Consider the following 20,504-nt stretch of genomic DNA (forward strand, 5'->3'; position numbering starts at 1 on the left):
GTGCGCGGCGCACTCAGTGCAGGCGCTTGCGGCACATCAGTTGCGTCATCTTCGCGCTGTCCGGGCGCTCGACCACGCCCTTTTCGGTCACGATGTAGTCGACCAGGTCAGCCGGCGTCACGTCGAACACCGGATTGACCGCATGCACATCCGCCGCCATCCGGTGCCCGGCAACGTCCAGCAGCTCACGCCCATCGCGCTCCTCGAGCAGGATGTCCTCGCCACTTTCCAGGTTCATGTCGATGGTCGAGCTGGGCGCCACCACCATCAGCCGCACGCCATGGTGCATGGCGTTGACCGCCAGCTGATAGGTCCCGATCTTGTTGGCCACGTCGCCGTTGGCAGTGATGCGATCGGCGCCGACTATCACCCAGGTGATGCCCTTGGTCTTCATCAGGTGCGCGGCCGCCGCATCGGCGTTGAGGCTGACCGGCACGCCGTCGCCGGCCAGCTCCCAGGCGGTCAGGCGCGCGCCCTGCAGCCAGGGACGGGTCTCGTCGACGTAGACATGCTCGACCAGCCCCTCCAGGTGCGCAGCGCGGATCACCCCGAGCGCGGTGCCAAAACCGCCGGTGGCCAGCGCCCCGGCATTGCAATGGGTCAGCAGCACCTGCGGATTGCCCTGGTGCTTGCGAATCAGCTCCATGCCGAGCTGCGCCATGGTCAGGTTGGCCTCACGGTCACTGGCGTGAATGCCGATCGCTTCGGCCTCCAGCTGCTGCAGCGCCTGCTCGTCATCCTTGAGCCGCGCCAGGCGCTCGCGCATACGCTGCAGGGCCCAGGACAGGTTCACTGCGGTAGGACGCGACTGTTCCAGGCGAGCGAAGTCGACCTCCAGCGCAGCGCGCCAGTCACCGCCCGCCTGCAGCCTGGAGCGCGCCGCCAGCACCAGGCCATAGGCCGCCGCGATCCCGATCGCCGGCGCACCGCGCACCACCATGTCGCGAATCGCATCCGCCACCGCCGCCGCGGAGTCGTAGCGCAACCAGGTCTGCCGATGCGGCAACAGGCGCTGGTCGAGCAGATAAAGCGCACCATCGCGCCACTCGATCGCCTGGACCTTCTCCACCGCCAGCAATTGCTCGCGCATCGCGCACCCCACCCTTAACCATCAAAAAATCGCGGATTATACGCAGAGAAGCAGGCGCCAACCGAACAATCCAGCAGCCCCGGCGACTTCAAGCAACGCGCGTTCATCTATACACTGGCGGCCTTCCATGCAGCCTTCAAGCCAGACGGACACGCTCCCATGCCCCAAGCCCCTCTCGACCTTCTGCTCCTGCCGACCTGGCTGGTGCCCGTGGAGCCGGCTGGCGTGGTGCTGCGCGAGCATGGCCTGGGCATTCGCGACGGGCACATCGTGCTGATCGCCCCGCGCGCCGAAGCCCTGCGCCATCCCGCCAGCGAGGTGCGCGAACTGCCGGACTGCCTGCTCGCCCCCGGCCTGATCAACGCCCACGGCCATGCGGCGATGACCCTGCTGCGCGGCATCGCCGACGACCTGCCGCTGATGACCTGGCTGCACGAGCACATCTGGCCGGCCGAGGGCAAATGGGTCGACGAGGCTTTCGTCCGCGACGGCACCGACCTGGCCATCGCCGAACAGATCAAGGGCGGCATCAGCTGCTTCTCCGACATGTACTTCTACCCGCAGACGGCCGTCGAGTGCGTGCACAAGGCGGGCGTACGCGCGCAGATCACCGTACCCGTGCTGGACTTCCCCGTCCCCGGCGCGCTCAACGCCGCCGAGGCGCTGCGCAAGGGCCTGCAACTGTTCGACGACCTCAAGCAGCACCCGCGCATCCGCATCGCCTTCGGCCCGCACGCACCCTACACGGTCAGTGACGACAAGCTCGAACAGGTGCGCATGCTGGCCGACGAGCTGGATGCCGGCATTCACATGCACGTGCATGAAACCGCCCAGGAAGTGGCCGAGGCCGTCGCCAAGCACGGCGAGCGCCCCCTGGCCCGCCTGGCCCGCCTGGGCCTGCTCGGCCCGCGCTTCCAGGCCGTGCACATGACCCAGATCGACGACGACGACCTGGCCCTGCTGGTCGAGCACAACTGCAGCATCGTCCATTGCCCGGAGTCCAACCTCAAGCTGGCCAGCGGCTTCTGCCCGGTCGAGCGCCTGTGGCAGGCCGGCGTCAACGTCGCCATCGGCACCGACGGCGCCGCCAGCAACAACGACCTGGACCTGCTCGGTGAAACGCGCACCGCCGCCCTGCTGGCCAAGGCCGTATCGGGCTCGGCCACGGCCCTGAACGCCCACAGCGCGCTGCGCATGGCCACGCTCAACGGTGCTCGCGCCCTCGGCCTGGACGCCCAGGTCGGCTCGCTGGAAACCGGCAAGCTGGCCGACCTCGTCGCCTTCGACCTCTCCGGCCTGGCCCAGCAACCGGTCTACGACCCGGTATCGCAGCTTGTCTACGCCAGCGCTCGCGACTGCGTGAAACACCTCTGGGTGGGCGGCAAGCAATTGCTGGACGAGGGCCGCCTGACCCGCATGGACGAGCGCGAACTGATCGCCAGGGCCAGGGACTGGGGCAGGAAAATCGGCAGAGGCTCGCCCGAACCTGCGACAAACTGACATACATTGAACGAACCCGCGCCGCCCCACGCCAGGACTTAAACTGGCAACATGACGGCGATACGCTTTCCATGCTTTGAAAGAGATGCTTATGAGCAACGTCGACCGCGCCGAAATCGCCAAATTCGAGGCCCTGGCACACCGCTGGTGGGACCGCGAGAGCGAGTTCAAACCCCTGCACGACATCAACCCGCTGCGGGTCAACTGGATCGATGAACGCGTCAGCCTGGCCGGCAAGCGCGTGCTGGACGTCGGTTGCGGCGGTGGCATCCTCAGCGAGGCCATGGCCCAGCGCGGCGCGACGGTCACCGGCATCGACATGGGCGAAGCCCCGCTCTCCGTCGCCCAGCTGCACCAGCTGGAGTCTGGCGTCGAGGTCGAATACCGGCAGATCACCGCCGAAGCCATGGCCAAGGAGATGCCCGGCCAGTTCGACGTGGTCACCTGCCTGGAGATGCTCGAGCACGTGCCGGACCCCTCCTCGGTGATCCGCGCCTGCCACAAGCTGGTCAAGCCGGGCGGCCAGGTGTTCTTCTCCACCATCAACCGCAACCCCAAGGCCTACCTGTTCGCCGTCATCGGCGCCGAGTACATCCTGCGCCTGCTGCCACGCGGCACCCACGACTTCAAGAAGTTCATCCGCCCCTCCGAGCTCGGCGCCTGGAGCCGCGCGGCGGGCCTCGAGGTCAAGGACATCATCGGCCTGACCTACAACCCGCTGACCAAGCACTACAAGCTGGAAGCGGATGTCGACGTCAACTACATGATCCAGACGCTGAGGAAAGACTGATGCGTTTGCGCGCAGTTCTGTTCGACATGGACGGCACCCTCCTCGATTCGGCGCCGGACTTCATCGCCATCACCCAGGCCATGCGCGCCGCTCGTGGCCTGCCGCCGCTGGCGGACAAGGCCATTCGTGACCAGGTTTCCGGCGGTGCTCGCGCCATGGTCGCCTGCGCCTTCGACGAGGACCCGGATTCCGCGGCCTTCGAGACCCTGCGCCAGGAGTTTCTCGAGCGCTACCAGGAACACTGCGCGGTCCTGACGCGCCCGTTCGACGGCATCGAGGCACTGCTCGGCGACATCGAGCTGGCCCGCCTGCAGTGGGGCGTCGCCACCAACAAGCCGGTGCGCTACGCCGAGCCGATCATGCAGCGCCTCAATCTCGCCGAGCGTTCGGCGGTGCTGGTCTGCCCGGATCACGTCAAGCAGAGCAAGCCGGCCCCGGACATGCTGCTGCTCGCCTGCCAGCAGATGAACGTCAAGCCCGAGGAAGTGCTGTTCATCGGCGATGACGCCCGCGACATCGAATCGGGTCGCGCCGCCGGCTGCCGTACCGCCGCCGTGACCTACGGCTATATCCACCCCGAAGACAACCCGCGCAACTGGGGGGCCGACGTCGTGGTCGACCACCCGCAGGAACTGCGCGCGGTGCTCGACCGCGCCCTGTGCGGCTGCTGACGCAGCAGCCGCACGCGCCACACCAGGCATGCTGCCTGCCCCCGTCTTTCGCTTTATCTTGAGACTTGCAGCCCGAGGCTTGCAGCTCGCCGAAGGAGATTGTTCATGTTCGATTACAGCGCCCGCCCAGACCTGCTCAAGGATCGCGTCATCCTGATCACCGGCGCCGGCCGGGGTATCGGTGCCGCCGCTGCCAAGAGCTTCGCGGCCCACGGCGCGACCGTGCTGCTGCTGGGCAAGACCGAGGCCAACCTGAGCCAGGTCTATGACGAGATCGAGGCGGCCGGTCACCCGCAGCCGGTGGTGATCCCCTTCAACCTGGAAACCGCCCTGCCGCACCAGTACGACGAGCTGGCGGTGATGATCGAGAACGAGTTCGGGCGCCTCGACGGCCTGCTGCACAATGCCTCGGTCCTTGGCCCGCGCACGCCGCTGGAACAACTCTCCGGCGACAACTTCATGCGCGTGATGCACATCAACGTCAACGCCATGTTCATGCTCAGCAGCACCCTGCTGCCTCTGCTCAAGCTGTCGCAGGACGCCTCCGTCGCCTTCACCTCCAGCAGCGTCGGCCGCAAGGGGCGCGCCTACTGGGGCGCCTACGCGGTCTCCAAGTTCGCCACCGAAGGGCTGATGCAGGTGATGGCCGACGAACTGGACGGTATCAGCAACGTGCGCGCCAACAGCATCAACCCCGGCGCTACGCGCACCGCCATGCGTGCCCAGGCCTATCCGGGGGAAAACCCGGCCACCCGCCCGCTGCCCGAAGACATCATGCCGCTGTACCTCTACCTGATGGGGCCGGACAGCAAAGGGGTCAACGGTCAGGCCTTCGACGCCCAGTGACCCGCCCACTGCGGGCCGCAGGCAGCTGCGGCCCGCAGCATGACAGAAATATGCCACCACCCTGCCCTGGCGGCAGCACATTGCCAGCATTGGCGTCAGACAACCGGCAAACGCTTGCCACGTGACATTTTTTCAACCGGCTAAGTGACTGACTTCACAGGATTTTCAGCTCACTTGAACCACTTGGCATGATATTCGCTCTAACCCTCTCGTCGCACCATCGCGCCAGAGGTTCTGCTCCATGGTCCCCCCCAGCCGTTCCAACACCATCGATTTCGACGCGGCCAAGCTGCAGCGTCTCGGCTTCGCCGGCAATCGCAACCTGCCGCTCAAGCCCGCCAGCCTTGTGGAGCTGTACCATCAGCTGAGCCTGCAACTGCAGACCAGCCTGGATGCCGAGCGCATCCTCAACCTGTTCTTCCGCGAAGTGCAGCGCCTGGTGCCACTCGACGCCCTGGCCTTCCAGCACCCGTCGCAGGACCTGCGCCTGGAACTGGGGGAACGCGCGCCGCACTCGGCCGGCTATCGCCTGAGCCATGAGGGGGAATACCTGGGCGAACTGATCTTCAGGCGCAAGCAGCGCTTCTCCGAAGAGGAACTGGTGCAACTGGAGGCGCTGCTGGCTTGCCTGCTGTTCCCGCTGCGCAATGCGCTGCTCTACCGCACGGCCCTGCAGAGCGCGCTGCGCGACCCGCTGACCGACACCGGCAACCGCATCGCCATGGACCAGGTGCTGCAGCGCGAGGTGGATCTGGCCCGCCGCAACCTGCAGCCGCTGTCCCTGCTGATGCTGGACATCGACCACTTCAAGTCGATCAACGACAACCATGGCCACGCACTGGGCGACGAAGTGCTCAAGGCCGTGGCCCAGACCCTGAAGAATCAGCTGCGCAACATCGACATGGTGTTCCGCTTCGGCGGCGAGGAATTCCTGGTCGTGCTCTCGGGCACCAGTCGTGAGGGCGCAGCCCTGGTCGGCGAACGCCTGCGCTTCGCGGTGATGGAGCTGCAATGCCTGGACGCCGGCCGCCCCATCGACGTGTCGATCAGCCTTGGCTGCGCCTGCCTGCTGCCCGGCGAGTCGAGTGACAGCCTGTTGCGCCGCGCCGACAACGCCCTCTACGTGGCCAAGCGCGAAGGACGCAACCGCCTGTCGATGGCAGGCTGAAAGCGCACCACGCCGGCAATGAAAAAGGGACTCCATGGAGTCCCTTTTTTCATCACTCAGCGCTTGCGGCCAAAGCCTGGGCGCTGACCATCGCCAGTGGGCGAACGCTTGTCCGGCCCTGCCGGACGCGGCTTGCGGGCGGGGCGATCGGCGAGTTCGACCGCCGGGCGCGGCTGGCGCTTCTTGGTATCGCTCGGACGCTCGGCGACCGGCGTACCACGCCCACCCTCACGGCGTTCATCGGCACCCTTGCGCGGCGCACGCCCCGGACGGGCCTCGCCAGCGGCTTCGTCCTTGGCCGGACGCAGCACGCGCTTGCCGCGCACGTCCACCGGCTTGGCCGACTTGCGCTGCAGGCGGTCGAGCTTCTCGCGGGTCTTTTCCTTCATCGCCGGCAACGCCTGCGGGGTGAGCCCGACTTCGGCGCTGAGGATGTCGACCTCGCGCTGATCCATCTCGCGCCAGCGCCCCATGGTCAGGTTGGAGGTCAGGAACACCGGGCCGAAGCGCACGCGCTTCAGACGGCTGACCACCAGCCCCTGGGATTCCCACAGACGGCGCACCTCGCGGTTGCGGCCTTCCATCACCACGCAGTGGTACCAGTGGTTGAAGCCTTCACCGCCAGGCGCTTCCTTGATGTCGGTGAACTTGGCCGGACCGTCCTCGAGCATGACGCCCTTCTTCAGGTTCTCGAGCATTTCCTCGGTCACCTCGCCGCGTACCCGCACCGCGTATTCGCGGTCCATCTGGTAGGACGGGTGCATCAGGCGGTTGGCCAGCTCACCGTCGGTGGTGAACAGCAGCAGGCCGGTGGTGTTGATGTCGAGGCGGCCGATGTTGATCCAGCGGCCTTCCTTCGGTCGCGGCAAGCGGTCGAAGACGGTCGGACGGCCTTCCGGATCGTCGCGGGTGCAGATCTCGCCATCGGGCTTGTTGTAGATCAGCACGCGGCGTACCGAGCCGGCGATCTCTTCGCGCTTGAGCAGGCGCCCATCGAGCGCGATGGCGTCGTGACTGTCGACGCGCTGACCGAGGGTCGCGGCAACGCCATTGACCTTGACGCGGCCTTCGCCGATCCAGGTCTCGATCTCACGACGTGAGGCCAGCCCCATGCGGGCCAGGACTTTCTGCAGTTTCTCGCCTGCAGGGCGTGGTTGTTCGTGTTCGTTCATCTGGGCACCTCCCGGTGTGACAAGGGTAGAAACGGGCGCGAATCATACGCGTGTGGGCTCCTGAAGCCTAGCAGGCCAGGCGCAAGCGGGGAAAATCGCTAAAAATTCCCACCCAGCGGGAACCCGATTTCACTAGACGAAAAAAATCATCAAGGATGCCGAGCATGAACTATTCGAACCCCACCGACCGCCTGCTGCAGATTCTCGTCACCCTGGGCCGCTCGCCACAGGCGCTGTCGGCCAAGGAACTGTCGGCCAGCCTGGGCCAGCCGCTGAGCAGCACCTACCGGCACCTCAACACCCTGCTGCGCTGGGGCCTGGCCGAAGACCAGGGCCACGGCCGCTACCTGCCGGGACCGGCCTGCCTGCTGCTGGCCAAGCGCTTCGACCGCGACTCGACCCTGGTCAGCCTGGCCAAGCCCGAGCTGCGGCGCCTGGCCGAGCTGAGCAAGGAAAGCGTAGGGCTGATGCTGCCGAGCAACGGCCAGGTGATCTGCGTGGAGCTGATCGACAGCCCGCAGCCGCTGCGCTGCTGCTACCAGAAAGGCCTGGCCCAGCCGCTGCTGCACGGCGCCTCGGCCAAGACCCTGCTGGCTCACCTGGAGCCCAGCGAGCTCGAGGCGCTGCTGACCCAGCAGGGGCTGGGCGCCAGTCAACACGCAGCGCTGCGCGAAGAGCTGGAGCAGATTCGCGCCTGCGGCTACAGCACCAGCCTGGGCGAAATCGACGAGGGCGTGTGGGGCGTGAGCGCCGCCCTGCTCGACAGCCGTGGCCGCCTGCACGGCGCGCTGAGCCTGATGGGCCCGGCCAGCCGCGTGCAGGCGCGCGCAGAGCAGCTGCAACGCTGGACCCTGGAGAGCGCCGCGCGAGTCAGCGCGCGCCTGGACTGAGACGAGAGAGAACGAACCCCATGCACGCACACCTGGACATGACCCCCTGGCAAGGCCGCATCGACGCCGGCGAAGGCAGCGACGCCCGGCGCTGGCACCAGTGGGTACAGCCACTGGACCACGCGCCGCAGCCCCCAGGCGTAGCCCTGCTGGGCTTCGCCTGCGACGAGGGCGTGCAGCGCAACCAGGGGCGCCCCGGTGCCTGCGAAGGCCCGCTGGCCCTGCGCCGGGCCCTGGCCAATCTCGCCTGGCACGCACCCCATGCCCTCTACGATGCCGGTGACGTGCGCTGCGAGGATGCCGACCTGGAGCAGGCCCAGCAGCGCTTTGCCGCCGATATCCGCCACCTGCTCGACGCCGGCCACCTGCCGCTGGGCCTCGGCGGCGGCCATGAGATCGCCTTCGCCAGCTACAGCGGCCTGGCCGATCACCTGGCAGAACACGCCCCCGAGGCACGCATCGGCATCCTCAACTTCGATGCCCATTTCGACCTGCGCCACGCCGAGCGGGCCTCCTCGGGCACGCCGTTTCGCCAGATCGCCGAGCGCTGCGCGCGCCAGGGCCAGCCTTTCCACTACTGCTGCCTGGGTGTCAGCCGGCCCAACAACACCGCCGCGCTGTTCGCCGAGGCCGAACGCCTCGAGGTGCGCTACCTGCTCGACCACCAGATGCACGCCGGCAACCAGGCGCAGATCGAGCAGACCCTGGAGCGTTTTCTCGGCGAGATCGACCAGCTCTACCTGACCCTGTGCCTGGACGTGCTGCCCGCCGCCCAGGCGCCCGGCGTCAGCGCCCCGTCCGCGCATGGCGTGGAGCTGGCGCTGGTGGAACGCCTGCTGCGCCTGGTCAAGGCCAGCGGCAAGCTGCGCCTGGCCGACATCGCCGAACTCAACCCGCGTCTGGACATCGACGCCCATACCGCTCGCTGCGCCGCACGCCTGGCCGCCTGCCTGCTCGAGTGACCCCTGCCACCGCCCACCCCTAGAGAACAATGACAATGATGACTCTGAACCTCGACGCCCTGACCACCACGGCGCTCGCCTTGCTGCTGCTCGGCGGCGGCGTGCTGCTCAAGCGCCACAGCCGCGTGCTGACCTTCCTCTGCGTACCGGCACCGGTAGTCGCCGGTTTCGGCTTCGCCCTGGTGATCTGGCTGCTGCGCAAGCTCGACGTGCTCGAGCTGACCCTCGACACCGCCCTGCAAGGTCCGCTGATGGTGGCCTTCTTCACCACCGTCGGCCTCGGCGGCAGCCTCGGCCTGCTGCGCCACGGCGGCAAGACGCTGTTCATCTACCTCGGCGCCTGCTGGGCGCTGGCCATCCTGCAGAACCTGGTCGGCGTCGGCGCCGCCGGGCTGTTCAACCTCGACCCGCTGCTGGGCCTGATGGCCGGCGCGGTGTCGCTCGAAGGCGGCTTCGGCGCGGCGGCGGCATTCGGCCCGGTGGCCGAAGGGCTCGGCGCCCAGGGCGCGGCCACGGCGGCGCTGGCCGCGGCCACCTTCGGCATGGTCGCTGGCGGCCTGCTCGGCACACCGGTGGCGCGCTGGCTGATCAGCCGCCACCAGCTGCGCCTGGACAGCCACAACAGCGCCGAGCTGAGCCAGCTCGAACGCGCCAGCCAGGGCAGCGTGGGCACGCTCGACAGCGCCACCCTGCTGCGCCTGCTGACCTGCATCCTGGTGATCATGGTGCTGGGTTTCTGGCTCGGCGGCGCGCTCGACGCGCACCTGGGCGTGGTCCTGCCGAGCTACGTCGGCGCCATGTTCGTGGCCATCATCGTGCGCAACCTGAATGACCGCATGCGCCTGCTGGAACTGCCCGACAGCGCCATCAGCACCCTGGGTGACGTCAGCCTCGGGCTGTTCCTGACCATGGCGATGATGAGCCTGAAGTTCTGGGAGCTGGAACAGCTCGGCCTGCCGCTGCTGGGCGTGCTGTTGATCCAGGTGGTGATCATGCTGCTGCTGACCCTGTTCGTGCTGTTCCGCCTGCTCGGCCGCGACTACGACGCCGCCGTGCTCTGCGCCGGGTTCATGGGCCACGGCCTGGGCGCCACGCCCAACGCGGTGGCGAACATGGGCGCGGTCTGCGAACACTACAAGGTGTTTTCCTACAAGGCGTTCATCATCGTGCCGCTGTGCGGCGCCGTGCTGATCGATATCGTCGCGCTGCCGGCGATCACCTGGTTCATCAACGCCTTCGCCGGTTGATACAGCGGGCGGCGGACCTCAGTCGTCCGCCGCCGGCCGTGGCTCGGGCTCGTCCGCTTCCAGCGCCTCGGGTTCGGGCTCGGACTCCGGCTCGGGCAAGTCGTCGAAATCGGTCTTGAGCCCCAGCTCCATGGTGTCGAGTTCGGCCAGCAGGCTGCGGAAACTGGTTTCCTCCCGTGGCTCGGCGGCCTCGCCCTCCTCCTGCAGCGCCAGATCGGCGCGCGCCTGCAGCCCTTCCGGCACTTCCGCCTCGTCATCCAGCGCCAGTTGCGGCTCGGGCTCCAGCTCCCGCAGCGCGGCCAGCGGCGGCAGTTCGTCGAGGCTCCTGAGGTTGAAGTGATCGAGAAAGCCCTTGGTGGTGGCGAACATCGCCGGCCGCCCCGGGACGTCGCGATAGCCCACCACGCGAATCCACTCGCGCTCGAGCAGGGTCTTGGTGATGTTGCTGTTGACCGCCACGCCGCGTACATCCTCGATCTCGCCACGGGTGATCGGCTGCCGATAGGCGATCAGCGCCAGGGTTTCCAGCAGCGCGCGCGAGTAGCGCTGCGGCCGCTCCTCCCACAGCCGTCCGACCCAGGGGGCGAAGCGCTCACGCACTTGCAGGCGGTAGCCCGAGGCGACTTCCTTCAGTTCGAATGCACGCCCCTCGCAGCTGCGCGCCAGGATGCCCAGGGCCTCGCGAAAGACGCCGCTGTCCGGACGCTCGTGCTCCTCGAACAGCTCGAACAGGCGCTCCAGGGACATGGGCTTGCCCGCCGCCAGGAGCAGGCCTTCGAGCACGGTGGCAAGCTGGTGCGGATCGGACAGCGTCATGATCAGGTAAACCTGGGGGCAAGAAGTGAAAGGGGCCACATTAAATGCGGCCCGGCAGTCTAGCAAATGCCGAGGGGCGCTTCAGGCCGGATTGGCCTCGTGCGCCGCGATGATCTCGGCGACCAGCAGCGGGTCCGGCCCGTCGAGAAAGTATTCCTCGGCCAGCGGCGCCCGCAGGCGCATGAAGGCGTCCTCGCCGACCTGCAGGGTGTGCCCGGGGGCCATCTGCGCGCCGCTGCTCAGCAGGTAGCTCATCACGTTGTCGAACAGCTCCGAGTAGCGTTCGCCCTCATGATGCCCCTCGGCCAGCACGGCGAAGTCGGCGATACCGAACACGCCACCGCCGTAGGTACGCATCCAGGTGCCCTGCACGCCTTCGACGTCGTATTTGACGAAGCCGCAGTAGAGCGCGGTCAGCGGCATGCCGCGCAGCACGTCCAGGCTCTCGCGTCCCAGTCCCTGGTCATTGAAGATCGCTGCGGGCAAGGAGGTCCTGCCACTCTCGTTGAGCACCGCGATGGCACCGAAATGCGCCAGCGCACCGGCGACCGCGGCCAGCACCACGTATTGCTCCAGGGGGTCGTCGTCATGCCCGGCGTAGTACAGCAGGACATGGCTGGCATGGGCGCGCACCTCATCCTTGAGCGCCTGCGGGTAATGCGCGGGGGCCACGCAGGACTCCAGCGATTGCGCAGGGAACGGCGCATCGAAGCCGAGCAGCCGCACCACGTGCTCTCCCCAGCCGGCCAGGGCGAAGAACTGTTCGACTTCGTCGGACACCTCGCAGCTCGCTGCGGCCATTTCCGGGTGATAGGCACGCAAGACGCGGGTCAGCTCGTCCTGATCCAGCTGCAGCGCGGCCGGGAACAGCACCTGCAGGCTGACTCGCCCTTCGCTGGCGGGATTGGCGACCAGACGGGCCGGCTCTGCGGCAGCGTCGTCGCGGCGACCGAAGAAACGCGAAAAGATACTCACCTGAAACTCCCTTTGTTCAACGCTTCCCAGGACGACTCGCGCGTTACGCCTCCACATCCTGCTCGATGCGGGCTCGTACATGGATGGCGGCAAACGGCGCATTCTGCACCAGTTCGACCAGCGATTCCTTGATCAACTCGAGAATTGCCATGAAGGTCACAACCACGCCGAGCCGCCCTTCTTCTGCAGCGAACAGCTCGACGAAGGGCACGAACGCGCCGCCCTTGAGACGCTCCAGCACCTCGCTCATGCGCTCGCGGGTAGACAGCGCCTCACGGGTGACCTGATGGCTTTCGAACATGTCGGCGCGGCGCAACACCTCGGCCATCGACAGCAGCACCTCTTCCAGGCTGACATCCGGCAGCAGCTTGCGCGCCCTGGCCTCGGGGGCATCCAGCCTGGGCACGATGACGTCGCGACCGACTCGCGGCAGCTCGTCGAGGTCTTCGGCGGCGGCCTTGAAGCGCTCGTACTCCTGCAGGCGGCGGATCAGCTCCGCGCGCGGGTCATCCTCTTCGTCCTCGGTCTCGGTCGAGCGCGGCAGCAGCATGCGCGACTTGATCTCGGCGAGCATGGCGGCCATCACCAGGTACTCGGCGGCCAGCTCCAGGCGCACCGACTTCATCAGCTCGACATAGCCCATGTACTGCTTGGTGATTTCCGCGACGGGGATGTCGAGGATGTCGATGTTCTGCTTGCGGATCAGATAGAGCAGCAGGTCCAGCGGCCCCTCGAACGCTTCGAGAAACACCTCCAGGGCGTCCGGGGGGATGTACAGGTCCAGCGGCAGTTCGGTGACCGCTTCGCCATACACCAGGGCGAACGGCAGCTCCTGCTGGGCACCAGCCTGGTTGTCCATCGACGGCGTGACGGGTTCACTCACGGCGAGCGCTCCTTCAGCGGTAGTTCAGGCCCATGGCCATGCGCACCTCGGCCAGGGTGTCGCGTGCCTCGTCACGTGCGCGCTCGGCCCCTTCGGCGAGGATGCTGCGGACCAGGTCCGGGCTGTCCTCGTAGTCGATCGCACGCCGCTGCAAGGGCGCCAGCTCGCTCTGCAGCGAGGAGCACAGGCGGCTCTTGCAGTCGAGGCAGCCGATCGCAGCGCTGCGGCAGCCTTCGATGACCCAGTGCAACTGCTCGTCGCTGGAGTACAGCTGGTGCAGCGACCACACCGGGCATCGCTGCGGTTCGCCCGGATCGTCGCGGTGCACGCGCGCCGGGTCGGTAGGCATGCGCCGCAGTTTTTCCTCCAGCTCGGCATCACTGTCGCGCAGGAATATCGCATTGCCGCTGGACTTGGCCATTTTCTGCCCGTCCAGGCCCGGCACCCGCGAGAACTCGGCGAGAATCGGCTGCGGCTCGGCCAGGATCACCTTGCCGCCACCCTCCAGATAGCCGAACAGGCGCTCCTGGTCCCCCAGGGTGAGGGTGCTCTGCTCCTTGAGCAGGGCGCGGGCGGTTTCCAGCGCCTGCGCATCGCCCTGCTCCTGGTAGGCCTTGCGCAGATTGCTGTAGAGCTTGCCGAGCTTCTTGCCGAGTTTGCCGACGGCGGCTTCGGCCTTCACCTCGAAGTCCGGCTCGCTGCCGTACAGATGGTTGAAACGCCGCGCCACTTCGCGGGCGAACTCGATGTGCGGCAGCTGATCAGCGCCGACCGGGACCTGCCCGGCGCGGTACAGCAGGATGTCGGCGGCCTGCAGCAGCGGATAACCGAGGAAGCCGTAGGTGGAAAGGTCCTTGCCGGACTGACCGTCCTGCTGTTCCTTGTAGGACGGCACGCGTTCCAGCCAGCTCAGCGGGCAGATCATCGACAGCAGCAGGTGCAGCTCGGCGTGCTCGGGCACCTGCGACTGCACGAACAGCGTCGCCGAACTGGGGCTGACGCCGGCCGACAACCAGTCGACCGCCATGTCCATGACATGCTGGGACAGCTGACCGACCTCCGCGTACTCGGTGGTCAGCGCATGCCAGTCGACGATGCAGAAGAAGCAGTCGTACTCGTGCTGCAACCTGACCCAGTTCTTCAGCACGCCGTGATAGTGCCCGAGGTGCAGACGACCGCTCGGACGCATTCCAGAAAGCACCCGACGTTCGGAGTCGTTAAGGCTCAAACCGTTCTACCCAAATTCCAGACAAGGCCACGGAGTATAGGGCAGCAGCGGTCACAACGGAAAAGGCGCGTGACAGGCCGTCTCAGAGATCGTGAAACGGCGCGGGATCGCCGCAGCCGACCCGCACGACCTCGGGGCTGTCGTCCGCCAGATTGACCACGGTGGAGGCCTCCAGCCCGCCGAAGCCGCCGTCGATGATCAGGTCGACATGATGCTCGAGCACCTGGCGCATCTCGTACGGGTCGGACATCGGCAGCTCGTCGCCCGGCATGATCAGGCTGACGCTCATCAGCGGTTCGCCGAGCTGTTCCAGCAGCGCCAGGGCGATGGGATGGCTGGGCACCCGGATACCGATGGTGCGGCGCTTGGGGTGCAGGAGCATGCGCGGCACTTCGCGCGTGGCATTGAGGATGAAGGTATAGGGGCCGGGGGTGTGATTCTTCAGCAGGCGGAAGGCGGCGGTATCGACCTTGGCGAACAGGCCGATCTGCGACAGGTCGCGGCAGACCAGGGTGAAGTTGTGCTTGTCGTCGAGCTGGCGCAGGCGACGAATGCGCTCGACCGCATTCTTGTCGCCGATGGCACAACCCAGGGCATAGGACGAGTCGGTCGGATAGACCACCACGCCGCCGCCACGAATGATCTCCACGGCCTGTTTGATCAGGCGTGCCTGGGGGTTTTCCGGGTGCACCTGGAAAAATTGACTCACGCTTGCTCCCTGCTCATTGAGTGACAGCGGATGGCTGTGCATGTTCGAAGCGCTCCCAGAGCGCCGTCAGGTCATCGGGCAACGGGCGGTACATGCCCAGTTCGGACCAGTCGCCCGGCGCATGGAAATCGCTGCCGACACTGGCCATCAAGCCAAATTCACGCGCCAGGATCGCCAGGCCACCGACCTGCTCGGCCGGTTGCATGCCATTCACCACTTCCAGGGCATGCCCACCCAATGCCGCGAAGTCGGCCACCAGGCGTCGACGCTTACTGCGAGTAAAGTCGTACTGCCACGGATGCGCCAGGCTGATCCAGGCCCTGGCCGAACGCAAGGTGGCGAGGGTTTCCTCCAGCGTTGGCCAATGCTGTTTGACATCGCCCAGCTTGCCCGAGCCCAGCCACTTGCGAAACGCCTCGGCGCGGTCACGCACATGGCCGGCGCGCACGAGGAATTCGGCGAAATGCGGCCGCGCCGGCGCGTTGCCACTGTCGCCCAGTTCCTGCTGCACGGCCCGGGCACCCTGTAGCGCACCCGGCATGCCCTTGGCCGCCAGGCGCCGGTCGATTTCCTCGGCGCGCTGCCAGCGCCCATGGTGCAGGGCCTCGATGGCATCGCGCAGCGCCGGCGCCTCGCGCTCGAAGGCATAGCCGAGCACGTGGATGGTCGCACCACCCCAGGTGCAGGACAGCTCGATGCCGTTGATCAGGCGCATGTCCAGGGCAGTCGCCGCACGCCGCGCCTCGTCGAGGCCCTCCAGGGTGTCGTGATCGGTCAGCGCCAGCACCCGCACGCCACGCTCATGCGCCCGGGCCACCAGTACGGCGGGGGCCAGGGCGCCATCGGAGGCGGTGCTGTGGCAGTGCAGATCGACAATCATGGCGGCGCTTTCGTTGAGATTGATGTTTGTTATTATGCCCCACATCCGCGCCAACGCTGTCGCCGTATGGCGCAAATGCTTCATCCCTCCCCCGCTTCGACCCTGAATTAAGGATTGAGATGCTCTACGCCATCATCGCCACCGACGTCGAAAACTCCCTGGAAAACCGCCTGGCCGCGCGCCCTGCGCACCTCGCCCGCCTGGAACAGCTGAAGCAGGAAGGCCGCCTGCTGCTGGCCGGTCCGCACCCGGCGATCGACAGCAACGATCCGGGCCCGGCAGGTTTCAGCGGCAGCCTGATCGTTGCCGAGTTCGACTCCCTGGAGGCAGCGCAGAGCTGGGCCGACGCTGACCCGTACCGTGCCGCGGGCGTCTATGCCAACGTGCTGGTCAAACCCTTCAAGAAAGTGCTGCCCTGAACGGACAGCCACCACGCTGCTCGCGCCTACAAGGAATCGCCATGCGCTCGATCCCGTTGTCCCTGCTGGTCGCCCTGGTGCTGATCGGCTCTGCGGCACAGGCAGAAGAGGAAACCGTTCCGCCTGCTCCTGCGCCAGTCAGCGTCGACGCCGACCACCAGCTGCTCGAACAGCGCCTGGCGCAAAGCGAACAACTGCGCAGCGAGCAGGAAGCGAGCAGCACCGTGCAGTTGCAGCGCCTGCGCCAGGAGAACCAGCGCCTGCGCATGCAGCTCAAGGAAAGCCAGGCGCAGGTGCAACCCAGCCTGCTGAGCGACACGCAGACCTGGTTCGCCCTGGGCGCCGGGCTCAGCCTGGTCTCGATCTTCGTCGGCGCGTTGCTGCGCGGCAATCGCAAGAGCCGCCGCGAGTGGATCAACTGAACCATGAGCCGACTGCTGCTGATCGACGATGACCAGGAACTCTGCGAGCTGCTCGCCAGCTGGCTGACCCAGGAAGGCTTCCAGGTCACCGCCTGCCATGAAGCCGGCAGCGCCCGCCAGGCCCTCGCCTCGCAGGCGCCCGACGCCGTGGTGCTGGACGTGATGCTGCCGGACGGCAGCGGCCTGGAGCTGCTCAAGCAGCTGCGTGGTGAACATGCAGAGCTGCCGGTACTGATGCTCTCGGCCCGAGGCGAGCCGCTGGACCGCATTCTCGGCCTGGAGCTGGGCGCCGACGACTACCTGGCCAAACCCTGCGACCCACGCGAGCTGACCGCCCGCCTGCGCGCCGTGCTGCGGCGCACGGCGCCCGCACCGGCGAGCAGCCAGCTGGAGCTGGGCGACCTCAGCTTCAGCCCCAATCGCGGCGTGGTCAGCATCGCCGAACATGACGTGCCGCTGACCCTGTCCGAAAGTCGCCTGCTGGAGGCTCTGCTGCGCCAGCCCGGCGAGCCGGTGGACAAGCAGGCCCTGGCGCAGCTCGCCCTGGGCCGCAAGCTGACGCTCTACGACCGCAGCCTGGACATGCACGTCAGCAACCTGCGCAAGAAGCTCGGCCCGCACCCGGATGGCCGCCCGCGCATCGTCGCCCTGCGCAGCCGTGGCTATTACTACGCCCCCTGAGCATGCTGCCGGCGCTGCGTAAACAGCCTGCAACATCGCCTTTACCCAAGCTTTACCGTCGCCTGACCGCCCTTGACCTTGACCGCCGCATACTGAGCCCATCCGGTCGTTACCGGTTTCGAGACAAGGAGAATCACCATGCGCAAGACCCTCACCGCCCTGCTGTTCGCCGCGACCCTGCCGACCCTGGCTTTCGCCATGCCCATGGAAGACGGCGGCCCGCGTCATCACGACCGTGGCCCCGACATGTTCAAGGAGCTGAACCTGAGCAAGGAGCAGCGCCAGGAGTTCCGCAAGCTGATGGGCGAGCAGATGAAGAGCCATCGCGACATCACCAAGCGCTACCTGGACAAGCTGCCGGAAGCCGAGAAACAGGCCATGAAGAAAGAGCTGGACAAGGCCCGCGCCGACCAGCACAAGGCCCTGCGTGACCTGCTCAACCCGGAACAGCAGAAGGCGTTCGACGAGCACCAGAAGAAGATGGAGGCACGTCGCGCCGAAATGGCCGAGTTCAAGGCCTGGAAGGCCGACAAGGACAAGAACGCCAACTGACATCCATCTCCATCGATCCGCCGCCGCGCCCTCCGGGCCCGGCGGCTTCTGCATGAGGACATCGCGTGCGTTCATTGTTCTGGCGCATCCTGGCGACATTCTGGCTGGCCATCGCCCTGGTGGCCGGCCTGTCCCTGCTGCTGGGCCGCGCCCTCAACCAGGACGCCTGGGTCCTCAGCATGCACCCGGGCCTGGACGGCCTCGACAGCGAGTGGGTCCGGCGCTACGAACACGATGGGCAGGAAGCCGCCCAGGACTTCCTCGAACAGCGCAAACGCCGCTACCGCATCGACACCCAGGTGCTCGGCGAAAGCGGCCAGTCGCTGGTCAGGGGCACCTTTCCATCACGCGCCGCCGCCTTCGAGGCGCGCCAGCGCGATGAACGACGCCTGCCCTGGCGCCGTCTGACGGCCGAGTACACCAGCCCGGAAAGCGGCGAGAGCTACCTGTTCATCTACCGCATCCCGCACCCCGAACTCGCCGCCTGGCACCGGGGCAGCCTGTTCTGGCCGCTCAGCGCGCTGGTGATCGCCCTGGTGGTACTGACGCTGTTCAGCCTGCTGCTGACGCTGTCGATTACCCGCCCGCTGGACCGCCTGCGCGGCGCCGTGCACGACCTGGGGCAGACCGCCTACCAGCAGAACAGCCTGGCGCGTCTGGCCACGCGCCGCGACGAACTGGGCCTGCTGGCCAAGGACTTCAACCGCATGGGCGAACGCCTGCAAGGACTGATCGGCAGCCAGCGCCAGTTATTGCGCGACGTTTCCCACGAGCTGCGCTCGCCCCTGGCCCGCCTGCGCATCGCCCTGGCCCTGGCGGAACGGGCCAGCCCTACGGAACGGGACAAGCTGTGGCCGCGCCTCAGCCAGGAATGCGATCGCCTGGAAGCGCTGATCAGTGAGATCCTGGCCCTCGCCCGCCTGGATGCCGACACCGGTGCAGCGCAGCCGGTCGACCTCGCCGCCCTGCTCGACAAGCTGCAGGAGGACGCGCGCCTGACCGCTCCCGAACAGCGACTGCAGATCGACCTGGAGCCGGGCATTCAGCTCATGGGCTGGCCGGACATGCTCGAACGTGCGCTCGACAACCTGCTGCGCAATGCCCTGCGCTTCAATCCACCCGAGCAGCCGGTGCTGATCCGGGTGCAGCGCCAGCAACAGCGCCTGCTGCTGAGCGTGCGCGACCATGGCCCGGGCGTTGCCGAGGCGCACCTGCAGCAGCTGGGCAAGCCGTTCTTTCGCGCGCCCGCTCAGAGCGCAGCCGGGCATGGCCTGGGGCTGGCCATCGCCCGCCGCGCGGCACAGCGCCACAGTGGCGAGCTGCTGCTGGCCAATCACCCGGAGGGTGGCTTCATCGCCACCCTCAGCCTGCCGCTCAAGCAGCAGGCGGGCTGATCAGCGCAGCGCTCAGCCGTTCCAGGCGCTGACGAAATCCTCGAGCGCCAGCTCCGGCGCGCGACGCAGCTCGCGCTCCGCTGTGCCGAGGTAGAGATAGGCGATGATCTGCTCGTCCGCCGCCAGGCCCAGGCCCTTGCCGACATGCGCGTCGTAGGCCATGTCGCCGGTGCGCCAGACGGCACCGATACCCTGGGCATGAGCGGCCAGCAGCATGCCGTGCGCCGCACACCCGGCGGCGATCACCTGCTCGGACTCGGGAACCTTGGGATGCGCCTGGACCCGTGCGATCACCACCACCAGCAGCGGCGCACGCAGCGGCATGCCACGGGCCTTGCTCAGCGCCTCGGGCGTCGCCTGGGAATCCTTCACCTGCAGCGCCTCGGCGAACAATTCGCCCATGCGCTCACGCGCCTCGCCCTCGATGGTGAGAAAGCGCCACGGACGCAGTTGCCCGTGATCAGGGGCACGCAGGGCGGCGCGGAACAGCAGCTCACGCTGCGCCGCATCCGGCGCCGGGTCGACCAGACGGGGAACGGAAACACGGTTGAGCAGAGCGTCGAGAGCCTCCATCGGCCACCTCCTTGAAACGAAGAACGCGCATTCTCGGTGCTGCACGCTACAGGCTGCAAGCTCAGGCGGAGGCCTGAAGCCCAGCAATGCGGCACCGGCGCTGCTGGAGGCGACGGTCAGGCGACCCGGTCGGGCGATATCACCGGTTTCACCGGTGGCGTCAACGGCGGCAGCCCATGTGCCTTGCGGGCCTCGTCACAACGCGGGTTGTGCACGCCGTTCTCCCAGGAGGCCTGGAAGTCGCGGCAACTGCTCGAACGCTGCTCGTACAGGGTGCAGCGCACGCCGCCGCCGACATCGCCGAGCAGCTGGACACAACGTGCCGGCTTGCTCTCGGTGCCACGCATCGCGACATAGTGAGGGCTGATCTGGATCACCTGTTCATCGGGGACGCTGCCGCCAGCGGATTGGCATTCGCCCCAGAAGAAGGACACACGAAAGAACGCGCAGCAGGCGCCGCACGTGAGGCAGGGATTAGCTTCGGACATTTTGGGGAAGGACTCGGAAACCGACGGACGCCGGCAACGGACGGCTATTCTATGCGCGGCCATGCGCTTGTAAAGCCCCCTCCCACGGCTCGCGAGAAAAGCGCTGCAAGCGGCCCTGCCCGGGCGCTGAGAGGCGCATGCGCGAGCA

Annotated in this window: 23 protein-coding genes; 13 read left to right on the top strand and 10 right to left on the bottom strand. The window is 67.2% G+C overall.

The features are described 5' to 3' along the window. Positions 1 to 13: 13 nt before the first annotated feature. On the bottom strand, positions 14 to 1,090 hold the full coding sequence (gene mtnA, locus EPK82_RS23185) for an S-methyl-5-thioribose-1-phosphate isomerase (protein WP_134678183.1): 1,077 nt from the start codon (positions 1,088 to 1,090) through the stop codon (positions 14 to 16). A 159-nt stretch (positions 1,091 to 1,249) separates the two neighbouring features. On the opposite strand from mtnA, the gene EPK82_RS23190 reads away from it, so the two are divergent. The 5 genes from EPK82_RS23190 to EPK82_RS23210 all read left to right on the top strand — a co-directional run bounded on the left by EPK82_RS23190 (position 1,250) and on the right by EPK82_RS23210 (position 6,065). After that, entirely contained in the window at positions 1,250 to 2,590 is a 1,341-nt protein-coding gene (locus EPK82_RS23190; protein ID WP_134678184.1) for a TRZ/ATZ family hydrolase, read from the top strand. Between the two features lie 91 nt (positions 2,591 to 2,681). Next, positions 2,682 to 3,380 (top strand): bifunctional 2-polyprenyl-6-hydroxyphenol methylase/3-demethylubiquinol 3-O-methyltransferase UbiG, encoded by a 699-nt coding sequence (gene ubiG, locus EPK82_RS23195; protein ID WP_134678185.1) that lies wholly within the window; start codon positions 2,682 to 2,684, stop codon positions 3,378 to 3,380. After that, positions 3,380 to 4,051 (top strand): N-acetylmuramic acid 6-phosphate phosphatase MupP, encoded by a 672-nt coding sequence (mupP, locus tag EPK82_RS23200; RefSeq protein ID WP_037054143.1) that lies wholly within the window; start codon positions 3,380 to 3,382, stop codon positions 4,049 to 4,051. Before ubiG ends, mupP begins: the two co-directional genes overlap by 1 nt. 105 nt (positions 4,052 to 4,156) lie before the next feature. Further along, on the top strand, positions 4,157 to 4,897 hold the full coding sequence (locus EPK82_RS23205; protein ID WP_037054145.1) for a YciK family oxidoreductase: 741 nt from the start codon (positions 4,157 to 4,159) through the stop codon (positions 4,895 to 4,897). A 241-nt stretch (positions 4,898 to 5,138) separates the two neighbouring features. Beyond that, a complete protein-coding gene (locus tag EPK82_RS23210) occupies positions 5,139 to 6,065 on the top strand; it encodes a GGDEF domain-containing protein (RefSeq protein ID WP_037054148.1) in 927 nt (308 codons plus the stop codon). Positions 6,066 to 6,121: 56 nt separating this feature from the next. On the opposite strand, the gene rluB is transcribed toward EPK82_RS23210, so the two are convergent. Further along, positions 6,122 to 7,237 carry a 23S rRNA pseudouridine(2605) synthase RluB gene (rluB, locus tag EPK82_RS23215; RefSeq protein ID WP_037054151.1) on the bottom strand — a complete coding sequence of 372 codons (1,116 nt, stop codon included), beginning with the start codon at positions 7,235 to 7,237 and terminating at the stop codon, positions 6,122 to 6,124. Between the two features lie 164 nt (positions 7,238 to 7,401). Here rluB and EPK82_RS23220 point away from each other — a divergent pair, with 164 nt between their 5' ends. Genes EPK82_RS23220 through gltS form a run of 3 tightly spaced genes read left to right on the top strand, consistent with a single transcriptional unit; the run spans position 7,402 to position 10,336 of the window. Beyond that, positions 7,402 to 8,127: an IclR family transcriptional regulator gene (locus tag EPK82_RS23220; protein ID WP_134678186.1), complete on the top strand. Its 726-nt coding sequence runs from the start codon at positions 7,402 to 7,404 to the stop codon at positions 8,125 to 8,127. 20 nt (positions 8,128 to 8,147) lie between these two features. Beyond that, positions 8,148 to 9,089 (top strand): formimidoylglutamase, encoded by a 942-nt coding sequence (gene hutG, locus EPK82_RS23225; RefSeq protein ID WP_134678187.1) that lies wholly within the window; start codon positions 8,148 to 8,150, stop codon positions 9,087 to 9,089. Positions 9,090 to 9,124: 35 nt separating this feature from the next. Continuing rightward, positions 9,125 to 10,336, top strand: coding sequence for a sodium/glutamate symporter (gltS, locus tag EPK82_RS23230; protein ID WP_134678188.1), 1,212 nt, complete (start codon positions 9,125 to 9,127; stop codon positions 10,334 to 10,336). Between the two features lie 18 nt (positions 10,337 to 10,354). Here gltS and scpB read toward each other — a convergent pair whose 3' ends face one another. The 6 genes from scpB to EPK82_RS23260 all read right to left on the bottom strand — a co-directional run bounded on the left by scpB (position 10,355) and on the right by EPK82_RS23260 (position 15,827). After that, the gene (gene scpB / locus EPK82_RS23235; RefSeq protein WP_134678189.1) at positions 10,355 to 11,152 is read right to left on the bottom strand and encodes an SMC-Scp complex subunit ScpB; all 798 of its coding nucleotides are present in this window, start codon (positions 11,150 to 11,152) and stop codon (positions 10,355 to 10,357) included. A gap of 81 nt (positions 11,153 to 11,233) precedes the next feature. After that, positions 11,234 to 12,127, bottom strand: a complete 894-nt coding sequence (locus tag EPK82_RS23240; protein ID WP_037054166.1) for a DUF4261 domain-containing protein — start codon at positions 12,125 to 12,127, stop codon at positions 11,234 to 11,236. Positions 12,128 to 12,170: 43 nt separating this feature from the next. Continuing rightward, a complete protein-coding gene (locus EPK82_RS23245) occupies positions 12,171 to 12,986 on the bottom strand; it encodes a segregation and condensation protein A (protein WP_037054168.1) in 816 nt (271 codons plus the stop codon). 37 nt (positions 12,987 to 13,023) lie between these two features. Further along, the gene (locus EPK82_RS23250) at positions 13,024 to 14,238 is read right to left on the bottom strand and encodes a tryptophan--tRNA ligase (RefSeq protein WP_134678190.1); all 1,215 of its coding nucleotides are present in this window, start codon (positions 14,236 to 14,238) and stop codon (positions 13,024 to 13,026) included. An 82-nt stretch (positions 14,239 to 14,320) separates the two neighbouring features. Next, positions 14,321 to 14,947, bottom strand: coding sequence for an L-threonylcarbamoyladenylate synthase (locus tag EPK82_RS23255; RefSeq protein WP_037054172.1), 627 nt, complete (start codon positions 14,945 to 14,947; stop codon positions 14,321 to 14,323). A gap of 13 nt (positions 14,948 to 14,960) precedes the next feature. Continuing rightward, positions 14,961 to 15,827 carry a PHP domain-containing protein gene (locus tag EPK82_RS23260; RefSeq protein WP_037054174.1) on the bottom strand — a complete coding sequence of 289 codons (867 nt, stop codon included), beginning with the start codon at positions 15,825 to 15,827 and terminating at the stop codon, positions 14,961 to 14,963. 119 nt (positions 15,828 to 15,946) lie between these two features. Here EPK82_RS23260 and EPK82_RS23265 point away from each other — a divergent pair, with 119 nt between their 5' ends. The 5 genes from EPK82_RS23265 (at position 15,947) to EPK82_RS23285 (ending at position 19,295) form a co-directional block, all read left to right on the top strand. Then, complete coding sequence (locus tag EPK82_RS23265; protein ID WP_037054175.1) at positions 15,947 to 16,246, top strand: YciI family protein; 300 nt, start codon at positions 15,947 to 15,949, stop codon at positions 16,244 to 16,246. A 41-nt stretch (positions 16,247 to 16,287) separates the two neighbouring features. Continuing rightward, a complete protein-coding gene (locus EPK82_RS23270) occupies positions 16,288 to 16,668 on the top strand; it encodes a translation initiation factor 2 (IF-2, GTPase) (protein ID WP_134678191.1) in 381 nt (126 codons plus the stop codon). Between the two features lie 3 nt (positions 16,669 to 16,671). After that, complete coding sequence (locus EPK82_RS23275; RefSeq protein WP_037054180.1) at positions 16,672 to 17,349, top strand: response regulator transcription factor; 678 nt, start codon at positions 16,672 to 16,674, stop codon at positions 17,347 to 17,349. Positions 17,350 to 17,487: 138 nt separating this feature from the next. After that, positions 17,488 to 17,901 (top strand): Spy/CpxP family protein refolding chaperone, encoded by a 414-nt coding sequence (locus EPK82_RS23280; RefSeq protein ID WP_134678192.1) that lies wholly within the window; start codon positions 17,488 to 17,490, stop codon positions 17,899 to 17,901. Positions 17,902 to 17,966: 65 nt separating this feature from the next. Continuing rightward, positions 17,967 to 19,295, top strand: coding sequence for a sensor histidine kinase (locus EPK82_RS23285; RefSeq protein WP_134678193.1), 1,329 nt, complete (start codon positions 17,967 to 17,969; stop codon positions 19,293 to 19,295). A 12-nt stretch (positions 19,296 to 19,307) separates the two neighbouring features. Here the strand turns inward: EPK82_RS23285 and EPK82_RS23290 are convergent, their stop codons facing one another. Together EPK82_RS23290 and EPK82_RS23295 are read right to left on the bottom strand one after the other, a co-directional pair. After that, positions 19,308 to 19,868 carry a nitroreductase family protein gene (locus EPK82_RS23290; RefSeq protein WP_037054187.1) on the bottom strand — a complete coding sequence of 187 codons (561 nt, stop codon included), beginning with the start codon at positions 19,866 to 19,868 and terminating at the stop codon, positions 19,308 to 19,310. A gap of 116 nt (positions 19,869 to 19,984) precedes the next feature. Continuing rightward, positions 19,985 to 20,356, bottom strand: a complete 372-nt coding sequence (locus tag EPK82_RS23295; RefSeq protein ID WP_037054189.1) for a YkgJ family cysteine cluster protein — start codon at positions 20,354 to 20,356, stop codon at positions 19,985 to 19,987. Positions 20,357 to 20,504 lie beyond the last annotated feature (148 nt).

The organism is Ectopseudomonas khazarica (assembly GCF_004521985.1).
GTDB lineage: Bacteria > Pseudomonadota > Gammaproteobacteria > Pseudomonadales > Pseudomonadaceae > Aquipseudomonas > Aquipseudomonas khazarica.

Bases quoted from the DNA above. Each gene is read 5' to 3' on its own strand.
- mtnA (WP_134678183.1), bottom strand. From the start codon at position 1,090: ATGCGCGAGCAATTGCTGGCGGTGGAGAAGGTCCAGGCGATCGAGTGG.
- EPK82_RS23190 (WP_134678184.1), top strand. From the start codon at position 1,250: ATGCCCCAAGCCCCTCTCGACCTTCTGCTCCTGCCGACCTGGCTGGTG.
- ubiG (WP_134678185.1), top strand. From the start codon at position 2,682: ATGAGCAACGTCGACCGCGCCGAAATCGCCAAATTCGAGGCCCTGGCA.
- mupP (WP_037054143.1), top strand. From the start codon at position 3,380: ATGCGTTTGCGCGCAGTTCTGTTCGACATGGACGGCACCCTCCTCGAT.
- EPK82_RS23205 (WP_037054145.1), top strand. From the start codon at position 4,157: ATGTTCGATTACAGCGCCCGCCCAGACCTGCTCAAGGATCGCGTCATC.
- EPK82_RS23210 (WP_037054148.1), top strand. From the start codon at position 5,139: ATGGTCCCCCCCAGCCGTTCCAACACCATCGATTTCGACGCGGCCAAG.
- rluB (WP_037054151.1), bottom strand. From the start codon at position 7,237: ATGAACGAACACGAACAACCACGCCCTGCAGGCGAGAAACTGCAGAAA.
- EPK82_RS23220 (WP_134678186.1), top strand. From the start codon at position 7,402: ATGAACTATTCGAACCCCACCGACCGCCTGCTGCAGATTCTCGTCACC.
- hutG (WP_134678187.1), top strand. From the start codon at position 8,148: ATGCACGCACACCTGGACATGACCCCCTGGCAAGGCCGCATCGACGCC.
- gltS (WP_134678188.1), top strand. From the start codon at position 9,125: ATGATGACTCTGAACCTCGACGCCCTGACCACCACGGCGCTCGCCTTG.
- scpB (WP_134678189.1), bottom strand. From the start codon at position 11,152: ATGACGCTGTCCGATCCGCACCAGCTTGCCACCGTGCTCGAAGGCCTG.
- EPK82_RS23245 (WP_037054168.1), bottom strand. From the start codon at position 12,986: ATGGACAACCAGGCTGGTGCCCAGCAGGAGCTGCCGTTCGCCCTGGTG.
- EPK82_RS23260 (WP_037054174.1), bottom strand. From the start codon at position 15,827: ATGATTGTCGATCTGCACTGCCACAGCACCGCCTCCGATGGCGCCCTG.
- EPK82_RS23265 (WP_037054175.1), top strand. From the start codon at position 15,947: ATGCTCTACGCCATCATCGCCACCGACGTCGAAAACTCCCTGGAAAAC.
- EPK82_RS23270 (WP_134678191.1), top strand. From the start codon at position 16,288: ATGCGCTCGATCCCGTTGTCCCTGCTGGTCGCCCTGGTGCTGATCGGC.
- EPK82_RS23275 (WP_037054180.1), top strand. From the start codon at position 16,672: ATGAGCCGACTGCTGCTGATCGACGATGACCAGGAACTCTGCGAGCTG.
- EPK82_RS23280 (WP_134678192.1), top strand. From the start codon at position 17,488: ATGCGCAAGACCCTCACCGCCCTGCTGTTCGCCGCGACCCTGCCGACC.
- EPK82_RS23290 (WP_037054187.1), bottom strand. From the start codon at position 19,868: ATGGAGGCTCTCGACGCTCTGCTCAACCGTGTTTCCGTTCCCCGTCTG.
- EPK82_RS23295 (WP_037054189.1), bottom strand. From the start codon at position 20,356: ATGTCCGAAGCTAATCCCTGCCTCACGTGCGGCGCCTGCTGCGCGTTC.